This window comes from Streptomyces sp. NPDC032126 (assembly GCF_055580085.1).
The window spans coordinates 888706-914630 of record NZ_JBVIMA010000001.1; the positions used below are offsets into that span (position 1 = coordinate 888706).

A 25925-nucleotide genomic window follows, 5' to 3' on the forward strand; every position below is an offset into this window, starting at 1 on the left:
GTTTGTGGGGCGGGGGGCCGATCGCCCATGATGATCTCGGCACAGGCCGGTGCAGGCGGTCCGGAACGGGCCTGAACGGGCGGTGAACGCGGCCTTCCCGGCATCCGATAGCCTCTGCCGACATGCCGCCGCCGGGAGCAGCCCAGGGGCGCCCCCACGCACACAGACCACCGGCGCCCCCGCGCCGGACCCCAGGGAGTGAGTTCGGTTGTCGACCGCCATCCTCACCGGTCAGTCGGTCCCCGGATCGTCGATCGAGTCGGACCTGCGGGACCTCGGCTTCGACGTACGGCTCGCCTCCGATCCGGCCGACGCGGAGGCCCAGCTCGCCGCGGTGCCGGGCGGGGAGCGCGTCGCCCTCGTCGACGCGCGCTTCGTCGGCCACCCGCACGCGCTGCGCCTCGGCCTGACCGACCCGCGCTTTCCGCTCGCCGCGATCCCCGGCGCCGTCACCGCCCAGCCGGACGCCCGCGAGGCCCTGACCCGCGCGCTGGCCCGGGAGACCTCCGCCGGCGGCGGCACGGCCCTCGCCGTGGACAATCTCGCCGACCGCCTGGTCACCGCCCTCGACGCCGACGGCACCGCGGTGCACCGGCCCGAGCTCGGCACCCTGGTCGCCGCCGTCCCCGCCGACCCCCAGGCCCGCAACGAGGCACGGCAGGCCGTCGCCGCCGTCGACGACGAGGCCGTACGCCTGAAGTCGGCCGTGAAGGCCCGCGACGGCTTCTTCACCACCTTCTTCATCAGCCCCTACTCGCGGTACATCGCCCGCTGGTGCGCCCGCCGGGGCCTCACTCCCAACCAGGTCACCACCGCCTCCCTGCTCACCGCCCTGATCGCGGCGGGCTGCGCGGCCACGGGCACCCGGGCCGGCTTCATCGCGGCCGGCGTGCTGCTCATAGCGTCCTTCGTGCTGGACTGCACCGACGGCCAGCTCGCCCGCTACTCCCTGCAGTACTCCACGCTCGGCGCCTGGCTCGACGCCACCTTCGACCGGGCCAAGGAGTACGCCTACTACGCCGGTCTCGCCCTGGGAGCCGCCCGGGGCGGCGACGACGTCTGGGCGCTGGCGCTGGGCGCGATGATCCTGCAGACCTGCCGGCACGTCGTGGACTTCTCCTTCAACGAGGCCAACCACGACGCCACCGCCAACACCAGCCCCACCGCCGCCCTCTCCGACAAGCTCGACAGCGTCGGCTGGACGGTCTGGGTGCGCCGGATGATAGTGCTGCCCATCGGCGAACGATGGGCCATGATCGCCGTCCTGACCGCGGCCACCACCCCGCGCGTCACCTTCTACGCACTGCTCGTCGGCTGCGCCTTCGCGGCGACCTACACCACCGCGGGCCGGGTGCTGCGGTCGCTGACCCGCCGGGCCGAGCGCACCGACCGGGCGGCCGAGGCCCTCGCGGACCTCGCCGACAGCGGCCCGCTCGTCCAGGCGCTCGCGCCGGTCGTGCGCGGCAAGGGTCCGCACCTGGCCTGGGCCGGGGCCGCCCTGGGGGCCGCCCTGGTCGCGACCGCCGCCTGGGCGTGGGGGCCCAGCTGGTGGGTCGTCCTGCTGGCCGGCCTGTACGTCCTGCTGTCCGCCGAGGCCGTCTCCCGCCCCCTCAAGGGCGCCCTCGACTGGCTCGTCCCCCCGCTCTTCCGCGCCGGTGAATACCTCACCGTCCTGCTCCTCGCGGCGAAGTCGGACGTGCACGGGGCGCTTCCGGCGGCCTTCGGACTGGTGTCGGCCGTCGCCTACCATCACTACGACACGGTGTACCGCATCCGCGGCAGCGCCGGAGCGCCGCCGGCCTGGCTGGTGCGCGCCGTCGGGGGGCAGGAGGGGCGGACGCTGCTCGTCGCGGTGCTGGCCGCGCTGCTCACCGGCTCGCAGTTCACGGTCGCGCTCACGGTCCTGGCCGTGGCCGTCGCCCTGCTGGTGCTCGTCGAGAGCATCCGCTTCTGGGTGTCCGCAGGGGCGCCCGCCGTACACGATGAAGGAGAACCCGCATGATCGGCCTCGTGCTGGCGGCCGGCGCCGGACGCCGTCTGCGCCCCTACACCGACAGCCTGCCCAAGGCGCTGGTGCCGGTGGGCCCCGCGGGCATAGAGGGCGAACCCACGGTTCTCGACCTCACCCTCGCCAACTTCGCGGAGATCGGCCTGACCGAGGTCGCGGTCATCGTCGGCTACCGCAAGGAGGCCGTGTACGAGCGCAAGGCGGCCCTGGAGGCGAAGTACGGCCTCAAGCTCACCCTCATCGACAACGACAAGGCCGAGGAGTGGAACAACGCCTACTCCCTGTGGTGCGGCCGTGACGCCCTCAAGGACGGCGTGATCCTCGCCAACGGCGACACCGTGCACCCGGTCTCCGTCGAGAAGACGCTGCTCGCCGCTCGCGGCGACGGCAAGCGGATCATCCTCGCCGTGGACACGGTGAAGTCCCTCGCCGACGAGGAGATGAAGGTCGTCGTCGACCCCGAGAAGGGCATGACGAGGATCACCAAGCTGATGGACCCCGCCGAGGCCACCGGCGAGTACATCGGCGTCACCCTCATCGAGGGCGACGCCGCCCCGGAACTCGCGGACGCTCTGAAGACCGTGTGGGAGACCGACCCGCAGCAGTTCTACGAGCACGGGTACCAGGAACTGGTGAACCGCGGCTTCCGGATCGATGTCGCGCCGATCGGCGACGTCCAGTGGGTCGAGATCGACAACCACGACGATCTGGCCCGCGGACGGGAGATCGCGTGCCAGTACTGACCCGGCTCATCCCCTCGCCCGTGGTCGTGGACATCCGCCCGGGTGCCCTCGACGACCTGGCCTGGGTGCTCGCCGACGAGCGCATCTCGCAGTCGGGCAAGCTCGCCGTCGCGGTCAGCGGCGGTTCCGGCGCCCGGCTGCGCGAACGGCTCGCCCCCTCCCTCCCCGGCGCCACCTGGTACGAGGTCGGCGGCGGCACCATCGACGACGCGGTCCGGCTGGCCGGCGACATAAAGGCCGGCCACTACGACGCGGTCGTCGGCCTCGGCGGCGGGAAGATCATCGACTGCGCCAAGTTCGCCGCCGCCCGGGTCGGCCTGCCCCTGGTCGCCGTCGCCACCAACCTGGCGCACGACGGCCTGTGCTCACCGGTCGCGACCCTCGACAACGACGCGGGCCGCGGCTCGTACGGCGTGCCGAACCCGATCGCGGTCGTCATCGACCTCAACGTGATCCGCGAGGCGCCCGTCCGCTACGTGCGCTCCGGGATCGGTGACGTCATCTCCAACATCTCCGCCGTCGCGGACTGGGAGCTGTCCCACCGCGTCAACGGGGAGAAGATCGACGGTCTCGCCGCGGCCATGGCCCGGCAGGCCGGCGAGGCCGTGCTGCGCCACCCCGGCGGCGTCGGCGACGACGGCTTCCTCCAGGTGCTCGCCGAGTCCCTGGTGCTGACCGGCATCGCCATGTCGGTCTCGGGCGACTCCCGCCCGTCCTCGGGCGCCTGCCACGAGATCAACCACGCCTTCGACCTGCTGTTCCCGCAGCGCGCGGCCGCCCATGGCGAGCAGTGCGGACTGGGCGCGGCCTTCGCGATGTACCTGCGCGGAGCCCATGAGGAGGCGGCGTACATGGCCGGGGTGCTCAGGCGCCACGGCCTGCCGGTGCTCCCGGAGGAGATCGGCTTCACCCCCGAGGAGTTCGTGCGGGTCGTGGAGTACGCCCCCGAGACCCGGCCCGGCCGCTACACGATCCTCGAACACCTCGACCTCAAAACCGAACAGATCAAGGACATCTACGCCGACTATGTCAAGGCCATCGGTAGCTGAACTCCGTCCGGTCGTCCACCCCGCGGGGGTGAAGGACCGGCGCAGCGGTGAGCACTGGATGGGACGCCTCTACATGCGTGAGGTGTCCCTGCGGGTCGACCGCTATCTGGTCAACACCAGGGTCACGCCCAACCAGCTCACGTACCTGATGACCGTCTTCGGTGTCCTGGCGGCCCCCGCGCTGCTGGTGCCGGGGATCCCGGGCGCCGTGCTCGGTGTCGTGTGCGTCCAGATGTACCTGCTGCTGGACTGCGTCGACGGCGAGATCGCGCGCTGGAAGAAGCAGTACTCGCTGAACGGCGTCTACCTGGACCGCGTCGGCGCCTACCTCACCGACGCCGCCGTCCTGGTCGGCTTCGGGCTGCGCGCCGCCGACCTGTGGGGCAGCGGCCGTATCGACTGGCTCTGGGCCTTCCTCGGCACGCTGGCCGCGCTCGGCGCGATTCTCATCAAGGCCGAGACCGACCTCGTCGGCGTCGCCCGCCACCAGGCCGGGAAGCCGCCGGTGCAGGAGTCGGCCTCCGAGATGCGCTCCTCCGGCATGGCCCTGGCCCGCCGGGCCGCCGCCATGCTGAAGTTCCACCGGCTGATCCTCGGTATCGAGGCGTCCCTGCTGATCCTGGTCCTCGCGATCGCCGACCAGGTCCGCGGCGACCTGTTCTTCTCCCGGCTCGGCGTCGCGGTGCTGGCCGGTATCGCGCTGCTGCAGACCCTGCTGCACCTGGTGTCCATCCTCGCCTCCAGCAGGCTGAAGTGAGCTCGGGCATGAAGGTGGGCGCGGTGATCATCACCATGGGCAACCGCCCCGACGAACTGCGCGCCCTGATCGACTCGGTCGCCCAGCAGGACGGCGACCGCGTCGAGGTCGTCGTGGTCGGCAACGGCTCGCCCGTCCCGGAGGTCCCCGAGGGCGTGCGGACCGTCGAGCTGCCCGAGAACCTCGGCATCCCCGGCGGCCGCAACGTCGGCATCGAGGCCTTCGGGCCCAGCGGCCGCGATGTCGACATATTGCTCTTCCTCGACGACGACGGCCTGCTCGCCCGGCGCGACACCGCCGAGCTGTGCCGCGCCGCCTTCGAGGCCGACCCGAAGCTCGGCATCGTCAGCTTCCGCATCGCCGACCCGGAGACGGGCGTCACCCAGCGCCGGCACGTCCCCCGGCTGCGCGCCTCCGACCCGATGCGCTCCTCCCGGGTCACCACCTTCCTGGGCGGCGCCAACGCCGTCCGCACCCAGGTCTTCGCCGAGGTCGGCAGCCTGCCCGACGAGTTCTTCTACGCGCACGAGGAGACCGACCTCGCCTGGCGCGCCCTCGACGCCGGCTGGATGATCGACTACCGGTCCGACATGGTGCTGTACCACCCGACGACCGCGCCCTCCCGGCACGCCGTCTACCACCGCATGGTGGCCCGCAACCGTGTCTGGCTGGCCCGCCGCAACCTGCCCGCCCCCCTGGTCCCGGTCTACCTCGGGGTGTGGCTGCTGCTCACCCTGCTGCGCCGCCCCTCCCGGTCCGCGCTCAAGGCGTGGTTCGGCGGTTTCCGCGAGGGCTGGACCACGCCGTGCGGCCCGCGCCGGCCCATGCGGTGGCGCACCGTGTGGCGCCTGACCCGACTGGGCCGGCCCCCGGTCATCTGACAAGCTCGTCCCCAAGGGCACCTCGGGCCGTACGACGGCCCGGCAAGGTCCGGCCGCCAACCCGGCCGGGCGACCCGAAGGCGAAGGTTTCCACTGGTGAGTGACACAACGCAGGACGGCGGGGCGGTGAGGAGCGCGCCCCCGCCGTCCGACGAGGGCCTCACGGCGGCGCAGCTCGCCGCGAAGTACGGGCTGTCCGTGAGCGGCGCCCGGCCGTCCCTGCCGGAGTACGTCCGCCGGCTGTGGGACCGGCGCCACTTCATCCTGGCCTTCTCGACGGCGAAGGTGGCCGCCCAGTACAGCCAGGCGAAGCTGGGCCAGCTGTGGCAGGTGGCCACGCCGCTGCTGAACGCGGCCGTCTACTTCATGATCTTCGGGGTGATCCTGGGCGCCGGCCGCGGGATGCCGAAGGACGTGTACATCCCGTTCCTGGTCACCGGCGTCTTCGTCTTCATGTTCACCCAGAGCTCGGTGATGAGCGGCGTGCGCGCGATCTCCGGCAACCTCGGCCTGGTGCGGGCCCTGCACTTCCCGAGGGCCGCGCTGCCGATCTCCTTCGCCCTCCAGCAGCTCCAGCAGCTGCTGTACTCGATGATCGTCCTGGTCCTGGTCGCCGTGGCCTTCGGCAGCTACCCGGACCTGTCCTGGACGCTGGTCGTCCCGGTGCTGACCCTGCAGTTCCTCTTCAACGCGGGCCTGGCGCTGATGTTCGCCCGGGCCGGCGCGCGGGTACCGGACCTCGCCCAGCTGATGCCGTTCGTGATGCGCACCTGGATGTACGCGTCCGGCGTGATGTTCTCCATCCCGGTGTTCCTGGCCGACAAGCCGCAGTGGATCGAGAACGTCCTGCAGTGGAATCCGGCGGCGATCTACATGGACCTGATGCGCTTCGCCCTCATCGAGGGGTACGGCGCCCACAACCTGCCCGACCACGTCTGGGCGGTCGCGGGCGGCTGGGCCCTGCTCTTCGCGACGGGCGGTTTCGTGTATTTCTGGCAGGCGGAGGAGAGGTACGGCCGTGGCTGAGACCGCGAGCGGCGAGCGGATTCCCGCCGTCATAGCCGAGGACGTCCACATCGTGTACCGGGTGCACGGCGTCGGCGGCGGCAAGGGCAGCGCCACGGCCGCGCTGAGCAAGATCCTCAAGCGGGGCTCCGGCGACTCCGAGCGGGGCGTGCGCCTGGTGCACGCCGTACGGGGCGTCTCCTTCGTCGCCCACCGGGGCGAGGCCATCGGCCTGATCGGCTCCAACGGCTCCGGCAAGTCCACCCTGCTGCGGGCCATCGCCGGACTGCTGCCGCCCGAGAGCGGCAAGGTCTACACCGACGGCCAGCCCTCCCTCCTCGGCGTGAACGCGGCGCTGATGGGCGACCTGACCGGCGAGCGCAACGTCATCCTCGGCGGCCTCGCGATGGGCATGTCCCGCGAGGAGATCAAGGAGCGCTACCAGGAGATCGTCGACTTCTCCGGCATCAACGAGAAGGGCGACTTCATCTCCCTGCCGATGCGCACCTACTCCTCCGGCATGCAGGCCCGGCTGCGTTTCTCCATCGCCGCGGCCAAGGACCACGACGTCCTCCTGATCGACGAGGCCCTCGCCACCGGCGACGCGAAGTTCCGCACGCGCTCCGAGCAGCGGGTGCGGGAGCTGCGCGAGCACGCCGGCACGGTGTTCCTGGTCAGCCACAGCAACCAGTCCATCCGCGACACCTGCGACCGGGTGCTGTGGCTGGAGCGCGGCGAGCTGCGCATGGACGGCCCGACCGACGAGGTGCTCAAGCAGTACGAGAAGTTCTCCGGCAGATGACCGAGCCCCCGGCGACGCGCCCGGGCCCGCCGGGGCCTGGCCGGAACTGTCCGGCGGGGCCCCGCGTCTGCAAAGGAAACGTCAACTCCGGCCCGCCTTAGGAATCTTGACAGCAATCGGTGTGTTGTTGTGATGTGCAGGACACCCCCGCGAACCGTGCTGCGTTGTACAACGTAAGCTGTACCGGTCCCGAAAGGCGGCAAGTAGGGCGATAATGCGCGACACCCCCGGTCAGGGCTGTCGCGGTGCGACCGGGCGGCGTGTCCGAAATAGTGCGTATTGGGTCGGCAGTGTAGAACGGGAGATGTGACGGCAATGGCTACGGAAACTCCCCAGCTCAACGCGACATGTGCCGTCCCCGCTGCGGACAGCGAACGATGACCCGGACCACCGCGCCGCACACCGGCGACCCCGAGCGCGGCACGCTCGACAAGGCCGCGGACGAGAACTTCCCCGTGGCCCCCTTCTTCCTGCCGCGCGCCTGGCGCGACGACCTCATGGCGGTCTACGGCTTCGCCCGCCTCGTCGACGACATCGGCGACGGCGACCTCGCCCCCGGTGGCGCCGACGCCCGGCTGCTCGGCGTGTCGCCCGAGGACGCCGACGACCGCCTCGTCCTGCTCGACGCGTTCGAGGCGGACCTGCGCCGCGTCTTCGACGGCACCCCGCGCCACCCGCTGCTGCGCCGCCTCCAGCCCACCGTCCGCCGCCGCGCCCTCACCCCCGAGCCCTTCCTCGGCCTGATCGCGGCCAACCGCCAGGACCAGCTGATCTCCCGCTACGAGACCTACGACGACCTGCTGGCGTACTGCGAGCTGTCCGCCAACCCCGTCGGCCGCCTCGTCCTCGCCGTCACCGGCACCTCGACCCCCGAGCGGGTCCGCCGCTCCGACGCGATCTGCACGGCGCTGCAGATCGTCGAACACCTCCAGGACGTGACCGAGGACCTCGGCCGCGACCGGGTCTACCTGCCCGCCGCGGACATGAAGCGGTTCCACGTCGGGGAGGCGGATCTCGCCGCGAAAACCGCGAGCGCGTCGGTGCGCGCTCTGGTTGCATGCGAAGCGCAACGCGCCCGCGATCTCCTGAATGAAGGCGCCCCTCTGGTGGGTAGCGTCACCGGCAGGCTGAGGCTGCTGCTCGCAGGGTTCGTGGCGGGGGGAAGGGCGGCGATCCACGCGATCGCCGCCGCCGAATACGACGTACTTCCCGGCCCGCCCCGGCCCGGCAAGCTCCGGCTGCTGCGCGAGGTGGGCGTGACTCTGCGAGGAGAGGGGTGATCCGGACCGTGGAGTCTCCGGCACACGCGTCCGCACCGGTACTCGCCGCCTACAGCTACTGTGAGGCCGTCACCGGACAGCAGGCCCGTAATTTCGCCTACGGCATCAGGCTGCTGCCGACGGCCAAGCGCCGGGCGATGTCGGCGCTGTACGCGTTCTCGCGGCGCGTCGACGACATCGGTGACGGCTCGCTGGCCGACGAGGTCAAGATCGCGCGCCTGGAGGACACCCGGGCGGTGCTCGGCCGGGTCCGCGAGGGTGAGGTCGGCGAGGACGACACCGACCCCGTCGCGGTCGCCCTCGCGCACGCCTCACGTGCCTTCCCGATCCCGCTGGACGGCCTCGACGAGCTGATCGACGGCGTCCTGATGGACGTGCGCGGCGAGACCTACGAGACCTGGGACGACCTGAAGACGTACTGCCGCTGTGTGGCCGGCGCCATCGGCCGGCTCTCGCTCGGCGTCTTCGGCACCGAACCGGGTGCGCGCGGCGCCGAGCGCGCACCGGAGTACGCCGACACCCTCGGGCTCGCCCTCCAGCTCACCAACATCCTGCGGGACGTCCGCGAGGACGCGCAGGGCGGACGCACCTACCTGCCCGCCGACGACCTCGCGAAATTCGGCTGCTCGGCCGGGTTCGACCGGGCCACCCCACCGGAGGGCTCCGACTTCGCGGGCCTCGTGCACTTCGAAGTGCGACGGGCCCGCGCCCTTTTCGCCGAGGGCTACCGGCTGCTCCCCATGCTCGACCGCCGCAGCGGCGCCTGTGTCGCCGCCATGGCCGGCATCTACCGCCGGCTGCTGGACCGCATCGAGCGCGACCCCGAGGCGGTGCTGCGCGGCCGGGTCTCGCTGCCCGGCCGGGAGAAGGCGTACGTCGCCGTACGCGGACTGTCGGGCCTGGACACCCGGCATGTGTCCCGTCAGGCCGTCAGGAGGCGGGGCTGATGGGTGCGGCAGATGACAAAGTGGACCAAAGTGATGTCACCGGCGAAAAGCGGCACGCAACCCTCCGGTGCGGCACGGCGTCCCTGAGGGCAACCGCCGGTCGTGCGGGATTCAAGCACCACGGCGGGCACCCAGGGGAGGACGCACGATGAGCGACGGGACGCGACCGTCCGGCGCGCCGGACGGCATCTCCCCGGCCGGGCCCGGGCGGGACGCCGTCGTGATCGGCGGCGGACTGGCCGGCATCACCGCGGCGCTCGCCCTCGCCGACGCCGGTGTGCGCGTCACCCTGCTGGAGGGCAGGCCGAGACTCGGCGGCCTGGCCTTCTCCTTCCAGCGCGGCGACCTCACCGTCGACAACGGCCAGCACGTGTATCTGCGCTGCTGCACCGCCTACCGCTGGTTCCTCGACCGGGTCGAGGGCAGCGCGCTGGCACCGCTGCAGGATCGTCTCGACGTGCCCGTCGTCGATGTCGCCAAGCCCGAGGGACGGCGGCTGGGACGGCTGCGGCGCGACGCGCTGCCGGTCCCCCTCCACCTGGGACGCAGCCTCGCCACCTACCCCCATCTCTCGCTCGCCGAACGCGCCCGGGTGGGCCGTGCCGCGCTCGCGCTCAAGGGGCTCGACCTCACCGACCCGGCCCTGGACACCCAGGACTTCGGCAGCTGGCTGGCCGCGCACGGTCAGTCGGCGCGTGCCGTCGAGGCTCTGTGGGACCTGGTGGGGGTCGCCACCCTTAACGCGGTCGCGGGCGACTCCTCGCTGGGGCTCGCCGCGATGGTGTTCAAGACGGGTCTGCTGTCCGACCCGGGCGCGGCCGACATCGGCTGGGCGCGCGTCCCGCTGGGCGAACTGCACGACCGGCTGGCCCGCAAGGCGCTCGACTCCGCGGGCGTGCGCACCGAGATCCGTACACGCGTCACCTCCATCTCTACTGACGAGAACGGGACGTGGAATGTTCAGGTTCCCGGCGAGACGCTCCGCGCCGACGCCGTCGTCCTCGCCGTACCCCAGCGCGAGGCGTACGACCTGCTGCCCGCCGGCGCCCTCGACGCCCCCGGGAAACTCCTGGAGATCGGCACCGCGCCGATCCTCAACGTGCACGTCGTCTACGACCGCAAGGTCCTCGACGCCCCCTTCCTCGCCGCCCTCGGCACCCCGGTCCAGTGGGTCTTCGACCGCACCGACGCCTCCGGGCTGAGCGCCGGACAGTACCTCGCCCTGTCGCAGTCCGCCGCGCACGACGACATCGAGGCGCCCGTCGCCGCGCTGCGCGAGCGCTATCTGCCCGAGCTGGAGAAGCTGCTGCCGCGCGCCCGCGGCGCCGGGGTGAAGGACTTCTTCGTCACCCGGGAGCGCACCGCCACGTTCGCTCCCGCCCCCGGCGTCGGGCGTCTGCGGCCCGGCGCCCGCACCAAGGCCCCCGGCCTGTACCTGGCCGGAGCGTGGACCGCCACCGGGTGGCCCGCGACCATGGAGAGTGCGGTCCGCAGCGGTGTGAGCGCGGCCGAGGCGGCGCTCGGCGCCCTGGGCCGGTCCCGTGACCGTCTCCCGGACTTCTTCGGGGAGGCGGCGTGAGCACCGATCTCGGTGGGGCCGGCTCCCGCACCTCCGGTATCGCAACAAGAGGAGAAACTGTGCCCACTGTGCCCCCGGCCTCCGCGGCCGCTCGAAGGAACGCGGTGGACGTGTCCGCGCTCCTGGAGCGTGGCCGGACCCTGGCCACACCGGTGCTGCGGGCGGCCGTCGATCGCCTGGCCCCACCCATGGACACGGTCGCCGCCTACCACTTCGGCTGGATCGACGCCCACGGCAACCCCACCGCCGGCGACGGCGGCAAGGCGGTGCGCCCCGCCCTGGCCGTGCTGTCCGCGGAGGTCACCGGGGCCACCCCGGAGACCGGTGTCCCCGGCGCGGTCGCGGTCGAGCTGGTCCACAACTTCTCGCTGCTGCACGACGACCTGATGGACGGCGACGAGCAGCGCCGCCACCGCGACACGGTGTGGAAGGTGCACGGCCCCGCCCAGGCCATCCTGGTCGGCGACGCCCTGTTCGCCCTGGCCTACGAGGTGCTGCTGGAACTCGGCTCGGCCGAGGCCGGACGCGCCGCGCGCCGGCTGACCGCCGCCACCCGCGCCCTGATCGACGGTCAGGCACAGGACATCTCCTACGAGCACCGCGACCGGGTCAGCGTCGAGGAGTGCCTGGAGATGGAGGGCAACAAGACGGGCGCCCTGCTGGCCTGCGCCAGTTCCATCGGCGCGGTCCTCGGCGGCGCCGACGAGCGCACCGCCGAGGCGCTGGAGAAGTACGGCTACCACCTCGGCCTCGCCTTCCAGGCCGTCGACGACCTCCTCGGCATCTGGGGCGACCCGGAGGCCACCGGCAAGCAGACCTGGAGCGATCTGCGCCAGCGCAAGAAGTCCCTCCCGGTGGTGGCCGCGCTCGCGGCGGGCGGCGACGCCTCCGAGCGGCTCGGCGAGATCCTCGCCGCCGACGCCAAGAGCAGCGACTTCGAGAACTTCTCCGAGGAGGAGTTCGCCGCCCGCGCCGCCCTGATCGAGGAGGCGGGCGGCCGGGAGTGGACCGCCGAAGAGGCACGCCGTCAGCACACCATCGCCCTGGAAGCCCTCGACGCCGTCGACATGCCCGAGCAGGTGCGGGCGCGGTTCACGGCGCTCGCCGACTTCGTCGTCGTACGAAAGAGATGATCACTATCGGTCGAATAGCCCTCGCGTAGTCGCCGGCCGGTGCCCCGGGCACCCGATGCGCACCGGCCGACGGCGGACCCACAGCAGCACGACTTGCACGACTGCACGAAGGGGAAGCCATGACAGCGACGACCGACGGAAGCACCGGGGCCCTCCAGCCCCGCGCTGCCTCGGCCAGCGAAACCGACATCACCACCCCCGTGGCGGCCGGGGTGCACGAAGCCGCCCGGCGCGCGATGCGACGCGCCACCGATCACCTGCTCGCCCAGCAGGACGCCGAGGGCTGGTGGAAGGGCGACCTGGAGACGAACGTCACCATGGACGCCGAGGACCTGCTGCTCCGTCAGTTCCTGGGCATCCGCGACGAGTCGACCACCCGGGCGGCCGCGCTCTTCATCCGCGGACAGCAGCGCGAGGACGGCGCCTGGGCCACCTTCTACGGCGGGCCGGGCGAACTCTCCGCCACCATCGAGGCGTACGTCGCGCTGCGGCTGGCCGGTGACGCTCCCGACGACCCCCACATGGCGAGGGCGTCCGCCTGGGTCCGCGACCGGGGCGGGATCGCCTCCGCGCGGGTCTTCACCCGGATCTGGCTGGCCCTGTTCGGCTGGTGGAAGTGGGAGGACCTGCCCGAACTCCCGCCGGAACTCCTCTACTTCCCCAAGTGGTTCCCGCTCAGCATCTACAACTTCGGCTGCTGGGCGCGGCAGACGATCGTCCCGCTGACCGTCGTCTCCGCCAAGCGCCCGGTGCGCCCCGCCCCCTTCGCGCTGGACGAGCTGCACACCGACCCCGCCGTGCCCAATCCGCCCAAGCCGCTGGCCCCGGTGGGGAGTTGGGACGGTCTCTTCCAACGGCTCGACAAGGTCGTGCGCGGCTACCGGTCCGTCGCGGTGCGCCGGCTGCGCAAGGCCGCGCTGAACTCCGCCGCCCGCTGGATCATCGAGCGCCAGGAGAACGACGGCTGCTGGGGCGGCATCCAGCCGCCCGCCGTGTACTCGGTGATCGCGCTGCACCTGCTCGGCTACGACCTCGAACACCCCGTGATGCGCGCCGGCCTCGCGTCCCTCGACCGGTACGCGGTGTGGCGCGAGGACGGGTCGCGGATGATCGAGGCGTGCCAGTCGCCGGTGTGGGACACCTGCCTGGCGACCATCGCGCTCGCCGACGCGGGGGTGCCCGCCGACCATCCGCAGCTGGTCAAGGCGGCCGACTGGATGCTCGGCGAGCAGATCGTGCGGCCCGGCGACTGGTCCGTGCGCCGGCCGGGGCTGCCGCCGGGCGGCTGGGCGTTCGAGTTCCACAACGACAACTACCCCGACATCGACGACACCGCCGAGGTCGTCCTGGCGCTGCGCCGGGTGCGGCACCACGACCCGGAGCGGATGGAGAACGCGATCGCGCGCGGGGTGCGCTGGAACCTCGGGATGCAGTCGAGGAACGGCGCCTGGGGGGCCTTCGACGTCGACAACACCAGCCCCTTCCCCAACCGCATGCCGTTCTGCGACTTCGGCGAGGTCATCGACCCGCCGTCCGCCGATGTCACCGCGCACGTCGTGGAGATGCTCGCCGTCGAGGGGCTCTCCCACGATCCGCGCACCCGGCGGGGCATCGCCTGGCTGCTGTCCGAACAGGAGCCGGACGGCTCGTGGTTCGGGCGCTGGGGCGTCAACTACATCTACGGCACCGGCTCGGTGGTGCCCGCGCTGGCCGCCGCCGGACTGCCCGGCCAGCACCCCGCGATCCGGCGGGCGGTGGCCTGGCTGGAGCGTGTGCAGAACGACGACGGGGGCTGGGGGGAGGACCTGCGCTCCTACAAGGACTCCACCAAGTGGAGCGGCCGGGGCGCCTCCACCGCCTCGCAGACGGCGTGGGCGCTGCTCGCGCTGCTGTCGGCGGGGGAGCGGGAGTCCAAGGCCGTCGAGCGCGGCGTCCAGTGGCTGGCGGAGACCCAGCGCGAGGACGGCACCTGGGACGAGCCGTACTTCACCGGCACGGGTTTCCCCTGGGACTTCTCCATCAACTACCACCTCTACCGCCAGGTCTTCCCGCTGACGGCCCTGGGCCGGTACGTGAACGGGGAGCCGTTCGCCCAGCGGACCGGCGACGGGGCGCCCCTCGCCCGGGGTGTCTCCGCCGAGCCCCTCTCCGCGGAGGCCGGGTCCGCCGAGCCGGTCTCCGCAGAGGCCCAGGGGGGCTGATGAGCGCGCAGCCCGCCCCGGTCCCGCCGTTGCTGATCGCCTGCGCGCTCGGCATCGAGCACCTCGCCCTGCGCACCGGCGACCGCGACGGCGCCGGCGGGCCCGTCACCGTCCTGCGCACCGGGATGGGGCCCCGGGCGGCCGAACGCTCGGTGACCCGGGTGCTGGCCGATCCGGCGCTGGCCGGAGCGGTGGTGCTCGCCACCGGCTTCTGCGCGGGGCTGGCCCCCGGCATGCACCCCGGCGACCTGGTCGTCGCCGAGGAGACCCGGGATCCGCGCGGCACCGTGCCGTGCGTCGGCACCGAGCTGCTCGTCAAGGAACTCGTGCGCACCCTGCCGGGGCGCACGGTCCACACCGGTCCCCTGACCGGTTCCGACCACGTGGTGCGCGGACCCGAGCGGTCCGACCTGCTGGCGACCGGCGCGATCGCCGTGGACATGGAGTCCGCGGCCACGCTTCTGAGCGCCGTTCGCGCAGGCGAGCGCCCGGTTGCGGCCGTGCGGGTGGTCGTGGACGCTCCAGAACATGAACTTGTCCGGATCGGCACGGTGCGCGGTGGAATATCGGCATTCCGCGTTCTTCGATCCGTCCTGCCTGCTTTCTTCGAATGGCACCGTAATGTGTTGCTCCCCAGGAGGTGAGCCAGATGGCCATGCCGCTGCGTCAGTCCATCAAGGTCGCGACTTACTTGGCCGAACAGAAGCTCCGCAGGCGGGACAAGTTTCCGCTGATCGTCGAGCTTGAACCTCTTTTCGCCTGCAACCTGAAGTGTGAGGGCTGCGGAAAGATCCAGCACCCGGCGGGGGTGCTGAAGCAGCGCATGCCGGTGGCGCAGGCCGTGGGAGCGGTCCTGGAGTCCGGGGCGCCGATGGTGTCGATCGCGGGCGGCGAGCCGCTGATGCACCCTCAGATCGACGAGATCGTACGGCAGTTGGTGGCGCGCAAGAAGTTCGTCTTCCTGTGCACCAATGCCCTGCTGCTGCGCAAGAAGCTCGACCGGTTCACGCCCTCGCCGTACTTCGCGTTCACCGTGCACATCGACGGGCTGCGGGAGCGGCACGACGAGTCGGTGGCGAAGGAGGGCGTGTTCGACGAGGCGGTGGAGGCCATCAAGGAGGCCAAGCGGCGCGGTTTCCGGGTGACCACCAACTCCACCTTCTTCAACACCGACACCCCCCAGACCGTCGTCGAGGTCCTCGACTACCTCAACGACGACCTGGAGGTCGACGAGATGATGATCTCGCCCGCCTACGCCTACGAGAAGGCGCCCGACCAGGAGCACTTCCTCGGGGTCGAGCAGACCCGCGAGCTGTTCAAGAAGTCCTTCGCGGGCGGCAACCGGCGCCGCTGGCGGCTCAACCACTCCCCGCTCTTCCTGGACTTCCTGGAGGGCAAGGTCGACTTCCCCTGCACGGCCTGGGCGATCCCCAACTACTCGCTGTTCGGCTGGCAGCGCCCCTGCTACCTGATGAGCGACGGCTACGTGCCCACGTACCGCGAACTCGTCGAGGACACCGACTGGGACAAGTACGGCCGCGGCAAGGACCCGCGCTGCGACAACTGCATGGCCCACTGCGGCTACGAGCCCACCGCCGTCCTCGCCACCATGGGGTCGCTGAAGGAGTCCCTGCGGGCGCTGCGCGAGACGGTCAACGGGAACCGGGAGTGACGCGATGACGGCCGTCCCCTTGGGCGTTCCCGAGGTACCGGCCCGGCCGATCGCCGAGCGGCGTGTCGCGCGGCAGATCCATGTCGGCCCGGTGGCCGTCGGGGGCGGGGCCCCCGTATCGGTGCAGTCGATGACCACCACCCGTACCTCGGACGTCGGCGCCACCTTGCAGCAGATCGCCGAACTCACCGCGTCCGGCTGCCAGATCGTCCGCGTCGCCTGCCCCACGCAGGACGACGCGGACGTCCTGGCGACCATCGCCCGCAAATCGCAGATCCCGGTGATCGCGGACATCCACTTCCAGCCGAAGTACGTGTTCGCGGCGATCGAGGCGGGCTGCGCGGCGGTGCGCGTGAACCCGGGCAACATCAAGAAGTTCGACGACCAGGTGAAGGAGATCGCGCGCGCCGCACGCGACCACGGCACCCCGATCCGCATCGGCGTCAACGCCGGCTCCCTGGACCGGCGGCTGCTCCAGAAGTACGGCCGGGCGACGCCGGAGGCGCTGGTCGAGAGCGCGCTGTGGGAGGCGTCCCTCTTCGAGGAGCACGGCTTCCGGGACATCAAGATCTCGGTCAAGCACAACGACCCGGTCGTGATGATCGAGGCGTACCGGCAGCTCGCGGAGGAGTGCGACTACCCCCTCCACCTCGGCGTCACCGAGGCCGGCCCGGCCTTCCAGGGCACGATCAAGTCGGCCGTGGCCTTCGGCGCGCTGCTCAGCCGGGGCATCGGCGACACGATCCGGGTGTCGCTGTCCGCGCCGCCCGCCGAGGAGGTCAAGGTCGGCATCCAGATCCTGGAGTCCCTGGGCCTCAGGCAGCGGCGGCTGGAGATCGTCTCCTGCCCGTCCTGCGGGCGCGCCCAGGTCGACGTCTACAAGCTCGCCGACGAGGTCACCGCGGGCCTGGACGGCATGGAGGTGCCGCTGCGCGTCGCGGTCATGGGCTGTGTCGTCAACGGGCCGGGGGAGGCCCGCGAGGCCGACCTCGGCGTCGCCTCCGGCAACGGCAAGGGTCAGATCTTCGTCAAGGGCGAGGTCGTCAGGACCGTGCCCGAGTCGAAGATCGTCGAGACGCTGATCGAGGAGGCCATGAGGCTGGCGGAGCAGTCGGAGCCGGCGCAGCGGTCGGAGTGAACCGAGAACGAGGCACGGACCGAGAGGGGGCCCGAGCGTGACGATTCTGGAGAGCATCCGGGGACCACGCGACCTGAAGGCGCTGGCCGAGGCGGAACTTCGCGAACTGTCCGAAGAGATCAGGGAGTTCCTGGTGCACGCGGTGGCCAGGACCGGGGGCCACCTCGGGCCCAATCTGGGGGTGGTGGAACTGACCATCGCGCTCCACCGGGTCTTCGAGTCACCGGTCGACCGCATCCTGTGGGACACCGGCCACCAGAGCTATGTCCACAAGCTTCTGACAGGCCGTCAGGACTTCTCCAAGCTGCGCGGCAAGGGCGGACTGTCCGGCTACCCCTCCCGCGAGGAGTCCGAGCACGACGTCATCGAGAACAGCCACGCCTCCACCGCCCTCGGCTGGGCCGACGGACTCGCCAAGGCGCACCAGGTGCAGGGGGAGAAGGGCCATGTCGTCGCGGTCATCGGCGACGGGGCGCTCACCGGCGGCATGGCGTGGGAGGCCCTGAACAACATCGCGGCGGCCAAGGACCGGCCGCTGATCGTCGTCGTCAACGACAACGAACGCTCGTACGCGCCCACCATCGGAGGGCTCGCGAACCACCTCGCGACCCTGCGCACCACCGACAGCTACGAGAAGGTCCTCGCCTGGGGCAAGGACGTGCTGCTGCGCACCCCGGTCGTCGGCCACACGATCTACGAGTCGCTGCACGGCGCGAAGAAGGGCTTCAAGGACGCCTTCGCCCCGCAGGGCATGTTCGAGGACCTCGGCCTGAAGTACGTCGGCCCGATCGACGGCCACGACATCAAGGCCGTGGAGTCCGCGCTGCGGCGCGCCAAGCGCTTCCACGGACCGGTCCTGGTGCACTGCCTCACGACCAAGGGGCGCGGCTATGAACCCGCCCTCGCGCACGAGGAGGACCACTTCCACGCCGTCGGCGTGATGGACCCGGTGACCTGCGAGCCGCTCACCCCGTCCAGCGGTCCGTCCTGGACGTCGGTGTTCGGCGACGAGATCGTCCGGATCGGCGAGGAGCGCGACGACGTCGTGGCGATCACGGCGGCCATGCTGCACCCGGTCGGCCTCGGCAAGTTCGCCGCCCGCTTCCCGGGGCGGGTCTGGGACGTCGGCATCGCCGAACAGCACGCGACGGTCAGCGCGGCCGGCCTCGCCACCGGCGGGCTGCACCCCGTCGTCGCCGTCTACGCCACCTTCCTCAACCGCGCCTTCGACCAGCTGCTGATGGACGTGGCCCTGCACCGCTGCGGGGTGACCTTCGTCCTGGACCGGGCCGGGGTGACCGGCGTCGACGGGCCCTCCCACAACGGCATGTGGGACATGTCGATCCTCCAGGTCGTGCCCGGCCTGAGGATCGCCGCGCCGCGCGACGCCGACCAGTTGCGCGCCCAGCTGCGCGAGGCGGTCGCCGTGGACGACGCGCCGACCCTGATCCGCTTCCCCAAGGAGTCGGTCGGCCCGGACATCCCCGCCCTCGACCGGGTCGGCGGCATGGACGTGCTGCACCGGGGCGAGCGGCCGGACGTCCTGCTGGTGGCCGTCGGCGTCATGGCCCCGGTGTGCCTTCAGGCCGCCGAGCTGCTGACGGCGCGCGGCATCGGCTGCACCGTCGTCGACCCCCGCTGGGTGAAGCCGGTCGATCCGGCCCTGCCGGGTCTGGCCGCCGAGCACCGCCTGGTGGCCGTCGTGGAGGACAACAGCAGGGCGGCCGGCGTCGGGTCCGCCGTGGCCCTCGCGCTGGGCGACGCCGACGTGGACGTGCCCGTACGGCGGTTCGGCATCCCGGAGCAGTTCCTCGCCCACGCCAAACGCGGCGAGGTCCTGGCCGACATCGGCCTCACACCCGTGGAGATCGCGGGGGCCATCGGTTCGAGTCCCGCGCTCCGGGATCCGGCCGGCGGTACCGTCAAGGAGAAGGAATGACCAGCGAGTTCGACCTCGGCGCGCTGCTCGCCGAGCGCGGAGCCGAGCGCTACGAGCTGCACGGCAGATACCTCAACCACCAACTGCCGCGCATGCTGCACACCATCGGCTTCGACAAGGTCTACGAGCGGGCCGAGGGCGCCCACTTCTGGGACGCCGACGGCAACGACTACCTGGACATGCTCGCCGGGTTCGGGGTCATGGGCCTGGGCCGCCACCACCCGGTCGTCCGCAAGGCCCTGCACGACGTCCTCGACCTCGACCTCCCCGACCTCACCCGCTTCGACTGCCAGCCGCTGCCCGGGCTGCTCGCCGAGAAGCTGCTCGCCCACAGCCCACACCTGGACCGGGTGTTCTTCGGCAACAGCGGGACGGAGGCGGTCGAGACCGCGCTGAAGTTCGCCCGGTACGCCACCGGCAAGCCCCGCGTCCTCTACTGCGACCACGCCTTCCACGGGCTGACCACCGGCTCGCTCTCGGTCAACGGCGAGAGCGGCTTCCGGGACGGCTTCGCGCCCCTCCTGCCCGACACGGCCGTACCGCTCGGCGACCTCGACGCGCTGGCGCGGGAGGTGAAGAAGGGCGACGTGGCCGCCCTGATCGTCGAGCCGATCCAGGGCAAGGGCGTGCACGAGGCGCCGCCAGGCTATCTGCGCGCGGCCCAGGAGCTGCTGCACCGGCACAAGGCGCTGCTCATCGCCGACGAGGTGCAGACCGGCCTCGGCCGCACCGGCGACTTCTACGCCTACCAGCACGAGGACGGCGTGGAGCCCGATCTGGTGTGCGTGGCCAAGGCGCTCTCCGGCGGCTATGTGCCGGTGGGCGCGACCCTCGGCAAGGACTGGATCTTCAAGAAGGTCTACTCGTCCATGGACCGGGTGCTGGTCCACTCGGCCAGCTTCGGCTCCAACGCGCAGGCCATGGCGGCCGGGCTCGCGGTGCTGTCGGTCATGGAGAACGACCAGATCGTCGCGGGCGTCCGGGCCACCGGGGAGCGGCTGAGGTCCCGGCTCGCCGCGCTGACCGGGAAGTACGAGCTGCTCGCCGACGTCCGGGGCCGCGGTCTGATGATCGGCATCGAGTTCGGCAAGCCGGCCTCGCTGAGGCTGCGCAGCCGCTGGGCCATGCTGCAGGCCGCCCGCAAGGGACTGTTCGCCCAGATGGTGGTCGTCCCGCTGCTCCAGCGGCACCGGATCCTCACCCAGGTCTCCGGCGACCACCTGGAGGTGATCAAGCTGATCCCGCCCCTGATCATCGGTGAGGCGGACGTGGACCGGTTCGTCGACGCGTTCACCGAGGTGATGGACGACGCGCACAGCGGCGGCGGGCTGATGTGGGACTTCGGCAAGACGCTGATCAAGCAGGCGGTCGCCAACCGCTGACGGTGCCGGCCGACCCTTTTGCCTCTGAGGCAAGTAATTTGCCCCAGAGGTAAGCGTGCGGCTGAATGGAGGCATGAACTCCTCCGCGAGGGAGCCCTCGGCGGAAGCCGGGGGTGTCCTGCCCGCCATGGCCCCGCAGCTGCGTGCCCTGCGCCGCCGCGCCGCCCTCACCCTGGAGGCCGCGGCCCGCGAGGCCGGGCTGTCGCCCGCCCATCTCTCCCGTCTGGAGACCGGGCAGCGCCAGCCCTCCCTGCCGATGCTGCTCGCCCTCGCTCGCATCTACGGTACGACTGTTTCGGAGCTGCTGGGCGAGACGGTCGCCGACCGGGACGCCGTAGTGCGCGCCGCCGCCATGGAACCCACCGAGGCCGGCGGCTGGACGTACTGGCAGGCCGGCGCGCCCGGGCGCGGGATGCAGGCCCTGCGCGTACGGGTGCCGTACGGCGCGCAGGGCGACATGGTGCGCGTGCATCCCGGCGAGGAGTGGCTGTACGTCCTCAAGGGTCGCCTCGACCTGCGCCTCGGGGACGCCGCGCACCGGCTCGGTCCGGGGGACAGCGCGCACTTCGACTCGCTGACCCCGCACCGCATCGCGGCTCAGGACCCCGACGGGGTCGAGCTGCTGTTCGTTCACACCCTGTTGCAGAGCCCCACGGCCGCGCTGTGCCTGGGGCCGACCCCTGGAGAGATGCGAGAGACGCCATGAGCGACCTGGAGGAGAAGTTCCCGCGCGCCCTGTGGGTGCGGCTCATCATCTACATCGCGGTGGGGCACCTCTTCGCCGCCTTCATCTGGCTGCTGTTCGAGCTCGGCGCCCAGCAGTGACCTCGGCGGGATCCGGCCCTTCGCGGGTCAGTCGAGCAGGCGCTCGCGCAGCCGCTCCCGGCGCTCCGGGGTGAGCCCCAGGCCTTGCTCCAGATAGGCGCCGACGCCGCCCCAGGTCTCCTCGATCGTGTCGAAGGCCGCCGTCAGATACTCCGCGCGCGCGTCGAAGAGCGGGCCGAGCAGTTCCATGACCTCGGGGGAGTAGGCGTCGGCGCCGGTGGCGCTGCGGCGCACCTTGTAGCGGCGGTGCTTGGCGTTGGACTCCAGGTAGTCGGCGATGATCGCCTCGCGCTCCACGTCGAGCGCGAGCAGCGTCACCGCGATGGACAGACCCGCGCGGTCCTTGCCGGCCGCGCAGTGCATCAGAGCCGGGACGCTGTCCTCGGCGAGCGCGTGCAGCACGCGCGTGTGCTCGGCCGTGCGCTCCTTGATGATCATGCGGTAGGAGGCGATCATCCGGTTCGCGGCCTTGCCGTCGCCGAGGAGCGCGCGCAGCTGGTCGATGTCGCCGTCGCGGACCATCTTCCAGAACTCCGCGCCGTCCGCCGGGTCGGACAGCGGCAGGTTCACATTGCGCACGCCCGGCAGCTCGACGTCCGGGCCCTCCAGCTTCTGGTCCGCCGCGTTGCGGAAGTCGAAGATCGTGTGCAGCCCCAGCGACGACAGGAAGGCGGCGTCGTCCTCGGTCGCGTGCGCGAGGTGGCCGCTGCGGAACAGCACGCCGTGCCGCACCCGCCGTCCGTCCACGGTCGGCAGGCCGCCCACGTCACGGAAGTTGCGCACGCCTGCCAGTTCGGGCTCGGTCGAGGGGATCTGCTGCGTCACGGGGTCTCCCTCCCAGTCGGTCGCGGCCGGCGCGGCTCAGGTGGCCGACGCGACCCCCTCGACCATACGACATGGCTTCCTGAGGCAACGTTTGTCCCTGTGTCGGAGAACGGATGTCCGACATCGGGTTCAAACCGGATGAAGAGTTGTCCACAGGCGTTGCCGTGCGGGCCCCCCACGCTCGATGATGTTGGAGTTTGATCGCACCTGTTCGGATCAGTGGGGGTTCCATGCCCGAGACCGTCGCGAACGGCCGTACCTGGCTCCTGTCGGGGCCCACGAGCAGCTACGCGCTCCATGTCACCGGAGACGACGTGCTCGTGCACCTGCACTGGGGCCCGCGCATCACCGCGGCCGACGCCGAGGCCCTGGCCGCGCGCCCGCTGCCCGACGAGCGGCCCTTCGAATCCGCCCTCGACGGACACGAGGAGTACCCGGTGGAGGGCGGCCCCCGCTTCGTCCGCCCGGCCCTGTCCGTGCGGACCGGGGAACGCCGCGGCACCGAGTGGCGCTACGAGGGGCACGAGACCGAGGGTGACGAACTGCGCCTGCGCTTCCGGGACGCGGGACTCGCGGTCACCCTGCACTACCGGATGCGCGAGGACGTCGTGGAGCGGTGGGTGACGCTCGCCAACGACGGGGAACGGCCCCTGGAGCTGCTGCGGGCCGACTCCGCCACCTGGACACTGCCCGAGCGCGCCGACTGGCGGCTGTCCCAGCTGCACGGACGCTGGGCCGCGGAGTCCCGGCTCACCCGGGCACCCCTCACCTACGGCGAGAAGGTCATCGGCAGCCGGCGCGGTCACACCGGCCACCAGCACCTGCCCTGGGTCGCCCTGGACACCGACGCCACCGAGGAGCGCGGCGAGGTCTACGGCTGCGCGCTCGGCTGGTCCGGCTCCTGGCGGATCGCCGTCGCCCAACTCCCCGACGCGCGCGTACAGATCACCGGCGGCGCCGGGTACGACGACTCGGGTCTGCTGCGTCTCACGCCCGGGGAGTCCTTCACCACGCCCGTCTTCGCCGGACTGTGGAGCGACGCCGGCTTCGGCGGGGCGAGCCGCGCCTGGCACGCCTATCAGCGCGCCCATGTCATCCCGGACGCCGACCAGGACCGGCCGGTGCTGTTCAACTCCTGGGAGGCCACGACCTTCGACATCTCCGAGGAACAGCAGGCCACGCTCGCCCGCCGGGCCGCGGCGATCGGCGTGGAGCTGTTCGTCGTCGACGACGGCTGGTTCGGCGCCCGCACCAGCGACCGCGCCGGCCTCGGTGACTGGACTCCCAACCCCGACCGCTTCCCCTCCGGCCTCAAGCCGCTCGCGGACTATGTGCACGCGCTCGGCATGCGGTTCGGCATCTGGGTCGAGCCCGAGATGGTCAACCCGGACAGCGATCTGTACCGGGCGCACCCCGACTGGGTGCAGTACCAACCGGGACGAAAGCGGACGGAGTTCCGCAATCAGCTCGTGCTCAACCTCGCGCGCGAGGACGTCCAGGAGTACCTCTGGGAGCGGCTCGACACCCTGCTCTCCAGCGCTCCGATCGACTATGTGAAGTGGGACTTCAACCGCTGCTTCACCGACGCCGGCTGGCCGGGCGACCCCTACCCGCAGCGCCTGTGGATCGACCATGTCCGCGCGCTGTACGCCCTGCTGGACCGGCTCCGGCAGGCCCACCCCGGCGTCGCCTTCGAGTCGTGCTCGGGCGGCGGCGGACGGATCGACCTCGGGATCATGAGCCGCACGGACCAGGTGTGGACCTCCGACAACACCGACCCGCTCGACCGGCTCGCCATCCAGCACGGCTTCAGCCAGATCCACCCCGCCCGGGTCATGGCCGCCTGGGTCACCGACAGCCCGAACACCCAGCTCAACGGCAGGGTGAGCTCGCTGCGCTTCCGCTTCGTCAGCGCGATGGCCGGGGTGCTCGGAGTCGGTGGCGACCTCGCCGAGTGGAGCGAGGAGGAGCTCGCCGAGGCCGGGGAGTGGGTGGCCCTCTACAAGGAGATCCGGCCCCTGGTGCAGCACGGCGACCTCTACCGGCTGCGGCCTCCGCAGGGCGGGCTGAGCGCCGTGCAGTACGTGCGCGGGGGCGACGCCGTCGTCCTCGCCTGGCTGGAGGCCCAGCGCTACGGCGAGCCGGTGCCGGCGCTGCGACTGAAGGGCCTGGACCCGACGGCGTCGTACGAATGCCTCGAAACGGGCGAAGTGCATCGAGGTGCGCTTTTGCTGCATCACGGACTGCGGACCGGGCTGCGCGGTGATCTCGATGCGACGGTTCTCCGACTGCGCCGCATCTGAGACTTCTGTCCGTATTAGCCGAAATCGATGCCCTTATTCCAAGTCGCTCTGGAATAGGGGCATCTGGAGCGGTGTCACGTGAGCATCGTCATATCCGTGACCCAGCGTCGCGCGTCATGTTCACGTAATTCATGTTTCTTTCCAAGGTATTTGGCGCGAGCGCATTCCCTCTGATTGACGCAGGGTGACCGGGAATTCTCCCAGCTGATCAAGAGAAAAGCCCGGCCCGTGCAACCTCTGCTTGTTTCCGTGCGTCTTGGTCGCTTACGTTCGCCACCAATCCGGACGGAACGCCGAATCCTGCCGCTGTCCGGAATCCGCACACACTCACCCGTGCCCGGCAGGAGCGGGGGACCCACAGGTACAACCGCCTGTTCCGGTCTCCGGAACGGCTAGGGGTCAAGTCGTGCCATGGCACGGCCGGGCATCTCCAGCCCGCACCCGACAGCTCACCTCGCAGGCGCCGGAGAGGAATTCGCCATGCCCGCGAAGGGTAAGCACCGCCGTCCGAAGTCCCTGCGCTTCACCCGTACTCTCGCCGTCGCCGGAACCGGCGGCGCCGCGCTCGCCCTTCCGCTCATCGGGGCCACCGGCGCCCAGGCCGCGCCGGCCGCGCAGCCGGTCTCCTCCGTAGCGGCGAAGGCCGTCCAGGCCGCTCCGGCCGCGCAGAAGGCGGAGAAGAAGAGCACCGAGAAGAAGGCCGTCGCGCGGACCTACACCGTCCGCTCCGGCGACTACCTCTCGAAGATCGCCGACGAGCAGCATGTGAGCGGCGGCTGGCAGAAGCTGTACCGGGACAACCGCGAGGTCGTCGGCAACGACCCCTCGCTGATCCACCCCGGCCTCAAGCTGTCGCTCGGCAAGAAGGCCGCCGGCTCCACCGCGAAGACCTCCCACACCTCGGCGTCCACGGCGAAGTCCTCCGCGAAGAAGGCGCAGAAGTCGGCGCAGCAGTCGACGACCGCCCGGGCCGCGGCGGCCGAAACCGTCTCCAACGGGTTCACCGCCCCCGTCTCCGGCGCCACCGTCGGCACCGCCTACCGCACCCCGGGCAGCATGTGGGCCAGCGGCTACCACACCGGCGTCGACTTCGTCGTCCCGACCGGCACCTCCCTCAAGGCGGTCGGCGCGGGCACGGTCGTCTCCGCGGGCTGGGGCGGCGCGTACGGCAACCAGGTCGTCATCAAGCTCGCCGACGGCTACTACGCGCAGTACGCCCACCTCTCGCAGCTCTCCGTCTCGGCCGGCCAGACGGTCAGCGCGGGCCAGCAGGTCGGCCTGTCCGGCGCGACCGGCAACGTGACCGGCCCGCACCTGCACTTCGAGATCCGTACGACCCCCGACTACGGCTCCGACGTCGACCCGGTCGCCTACCTCCGCGCGCACGGCGTCAGCGTCGGCTGACCCACCCCCCGGGCCGCTCGGGCCCGACCCACGCCACCGAAGGCCGGACTCC

Annotated in this window: 23 protein-coding genes and 1 riboswitch; of the genes, 22 read left to right on the forward strand and 1 reads right to left on the reverse strand. The window is 71.5% G+C overall.

All coding sequences use genetic code 11. From position 1 onward, the window contains the following. The first annotated feature begins 208 nt into the window (after positions 1-208). The 20 genes from ACZ5NW_RS03750 (at position 209) to ACZ5NW_RS03845 (ending at position 21341) form a co-directional block, all read left to right on the forward strand. A complete protein-coding gene (locus ACZ5NW_RS03750; protein WP_468742073.1) occupies positions 209-2002 on the forward strand; it encodes a DUF5941 domain-containing protein in 1794 nt (597 codons plus the stop codon). Then, the gene (locus tag ACZ5NW_RS03755; RefSeq protein WP_468742074.1) at positions 1999-2751 is read left to right on the forward strand and encodes a phosphocholine cytidylyltransferase family protein; all 753 of its coding nucleotides are present in this window, start codon (positions 1999-2001) and stop codon (positions 2749-2751) included. Before ACZ5NW_RS03750 ends, ACZ5NW_RS03755 begins: the two co-directional genes overlap by 4 nt. Next, a complete protein-coding gene (locus ACZ5NW_RS03760) occupies positions 2739-3800 on the forward strand; it encodes an iron-containing alcohol dehydrogenase family protein (protein WP_468742075.1) in 1062 nt (353 codons plus the stop codon). Before ACZ5NW_RS03755 ends, ACZ5NW_RS03760 begins: the two co-directional genes overlap by 13 nt. After that, positions 3778-4557, forward strand: coding sequence for a CDP-alcohol phosphatidyltransferase family protein (locus tag ACZ5NW_RS03765; protein WP_468742076.1), 780 nt, complete (start codon positions 3778-3780; stop codon positions 4555-4557). Before ACZ5NW_RS03760 ends, ACZ5NW_RS03765 begins: the two co-directional genes overlap by 23 nt. 8 nt (positions 4558-4565) lie before the next feature. Further along, complete coding sequence (locus ACZ5NW_RS03770; RefSeq protein WP_468742977.1) at positions 4566-5438, forward strand: glycosyltransferase family 2 protein; 873 nt, start codon at positions 4566-4568, stop codon at positions 5436-5438. A gap of 96 nt (positions 5439-5534) precedes the next feature. Beyond that, entirely contained in the window at positions 5535-6464 is a 930-nt protein-coding gene (locus ACZ5NW_RS03775) for an ABC transporter permease (protein WP_468742077.1), read from the forward strand. Beyond that, complete coding sequence (locus ACZ5NW_RS03780) at positions 6457-7245, forward strand: ABC transporter ATP-binding protein (protein WP_468742078.1); 789 nt, start codon at positions 6457-6459, stop codon at positions 7243-7245. The genes ACZ5NW_RS03775 and ACZ5NW_RS03780 overlap by 8 nt, the downstream gene beginning before the upstream one ends. Before the next feature lie 377 nt (positions 7246-7622). Next, positions 7623-8525 (forward strand): squalene synthase HpnC, encoded by a 903-nt coding sequence (gene hpnC, locus ACZ5NW_RS03785; RefSeq protein ID WP_468742079.1) that lies wholly within the window; start codon positions 7623-7625, stop codon positions 8523-8525. Beyond that, positions 8522-9472 carry a presqualene diphosphate synthase HpnD gene (gene hpnD, locus ACZ5NW_RS03790; protein ID WP_468742080.1) on the forward strand — a complete coding sequence of 317 codons (951 nt, stop codon included), beginning with the start codon at positions 8522-8524 and terminating at the stop codon, positions 9470-9472. The genes hpnC and hpnD overlap by 4 nt, the downstream gene beginning before the upstream one ends. Next, positions 9472-9624 (forward strand): DUF6380 family protein, encoded by a 153-nt coding sequence (locus tag ACZ5NW_RS03795; RefSeq protein ID WP_468742081.1) that lies wholly within the window; start codon positions 9472-9474, stop codon positions 9622-9624. The genes hpnD and ACZ5NW_RS03795 overlap by 1 nt, the downstream gene beginning before the upstream one ends. Then, a complete protein-coding gene (gene hpnE / locus ACZ5NW_RS03800; RefSeq protein WP_468742082.1) occupies positions 9621-11051 on the forward strand; it encodes a hydroxysqualene dehydroxylase HpnE in 1431 nt (476 codons plus the stop codon). The genes ACZ5NW_RS03795 and hpnE overlap by 4 nt, the downstream gene beginning before the upstream one ends. A 68-nt stretch (positions 11052-11119) precedes the next feature. Continuing rightward, positions 11120-12184, forward strand: a complete 1065-nt coding sequence (locus ACZ5NW_RS03805; protein WP_468742978.1) for a polyprenyl synthetase family protein — start codon at positions 11120-11122, stop codon at positions 12182-12184. Positions 12185-12303: 119 nt separating this feature from the next. Continuing rightward, the gene (gene shc / locus ACZ5NW_RS03810; RefSeq protein WP_468742083.1) at positions 12304-14385 is read left to right on the forward strand and encodes a squalene--hopene cyclase; all 2082 of its coding nucleotides are present in this window, start codon (positions 12304-12306) and stop codon (positions 14383-14385) included. Beyond that, positions 14385-15029, forward strand: a complete 645-nt coding sequence (locus tag ACZ5NW_RS03815) for a phosphorylase family protein (protein WP_468742084.1) — start codon at positions 14385-14387, stop codon at positions 15027-15029. The genes shc and ACZ5NW_RS03815 overlap by 1 nt, the downstream gene beginning before the upstream one ends. Before the next feature lie 5 nt (positions 15030-15034). Continuing rightward, positions 15035-16057, forward strand: coding sequence for an adenosyl-hopene transferase HpnH (hpnH, locus tag ACZ5NW_RS03820; protein ID WP_468742085.1), 1023 nt, complete (start codon positions 15035-15037; stop codon positions 16055-16057). Between the two features lie 4 nt (positions 16058-16061). Next, positions 16062-17195 carry a flavodoxin-dependent (E)-4-hydroxy-3-methylbut-2-enyl-diphosphate synthase gene (gene ispG / locus ACZ5NW_RS03825; RefSeq protein WP_468742086.1) on the forward strand — a complete coding sequence of 378 codons (1134 nt, stop codon included), beginning with the start codon at positions 16062-16064 and terminating at the stop codon, positions 17193-17195. A 37-nt stretch (positions 17196-17232) separates the two neighbouring features. Beyond that, positions 17233-19134, forward strand: coding sequence for a 1-deoxy-D-xylulose-5-phosphate synthase (gene dxs, locus ACZ5NW_RS03830; RefSeq protein ID WP_468742087.1), 1902 nt, complete (start codon positions 17233-17235; stop codon positions 19132-19134). Continuing rightward, positions 19131-20516 carry an aspartate aminotransferase family protein gene (locus ACZ5NW_RS03835; RefSeq protein WP_468742088.1) on the forward strand — a complete coding sequence of 462 codons (1386 nt, stop codon included), beginning with the start codon at positions 19131-19133 and terminating at the stop codon, positions 20514-20516. The genes dxs and ACZ5NW_RS03835 overlap by 4 nt, the downstream gene beginning before the upstream one ends. Before the next feature lie 73 nt (positions 20517-20589). Next, positions 20590-21222 (forward strand): helix-turn-helix domain-containing protein, encoded by a 633-nt coding sequence (locus ACZ5NW_RS03840; protein WP_468742089.1) that lies wholly within the window; start codon positions 20590-20592, stop codon positions 21220-21222. After that, on the forward strand, positions 21219-21341 hold the full coding sequence (locus ACZ5NW_RS03845) for a DUF6126 family protein (RefSeq protein WP_468742090.1): 123 nt from the start codon (positions 21219-21221) through the stop codon (positions 21339-21341). Before ACZ5NW_RS03840 ends, ACZ5NW_RS03845 begins: the two co-directional genes overlap by 4 nt. Positions 21342-21368: 27 nt before the next feature. On the opposite strand, the gene ACZ5NW_RS03850 is transcribed toward ACZ5NW_RS03845, so the two are convergent. Continuing rightward, positions 21369-22166 carry a tyrosine-protein phosphatase gene (locus ACZ5NW_RS03850; protein WP_468742091.1) on the reverse strand — a complete coding sequence of 266 codons (798 nt, stop codon included), beginning with the start codon at positions 22164-22166 and terminating at the stop codon, positions 21369-21371. A 230-nt stretch (positions 22167-22396) separates the two neighbouring features. Between ACZ5NW_RS03850 and ACZ5NW_RS03855 the strand changes: the two genes are divergently transcribed. Then, a complete protein-coding gene (locus ACZ5NW_RS03855) occupies positions 22397-24469 on the forward strand; it encodes an alpha-galactosidase (RefSeq protein WP_468742092.1) in 2073 nt (690 codons plus the stop codon). A 318-nt stretch (positions 24470-24787) separates the two neighbouring features. Next, a riboswitch (cyclic di-AMP (ydaO/yuaA leader) is annotated at positions 24788-24945 on the forward strand. A gap of 4 nt (positions 24946-24949) precedes the next feature. Continuing rightward, positions 24950-25873 carry a M23 family metallopeptidase gene (locus ACZ5NW_RS03860; RefSeq protein WP_468742093.1) on the forward strand — a complete coding sequence of 308 codons (924 nt, stop codon included), beginning with the start codon at positions 24950-24952 and terminating at the stop codon, positions 25871-25873. Positions 25874-25925: the final 52 nt, after the last annotated feature.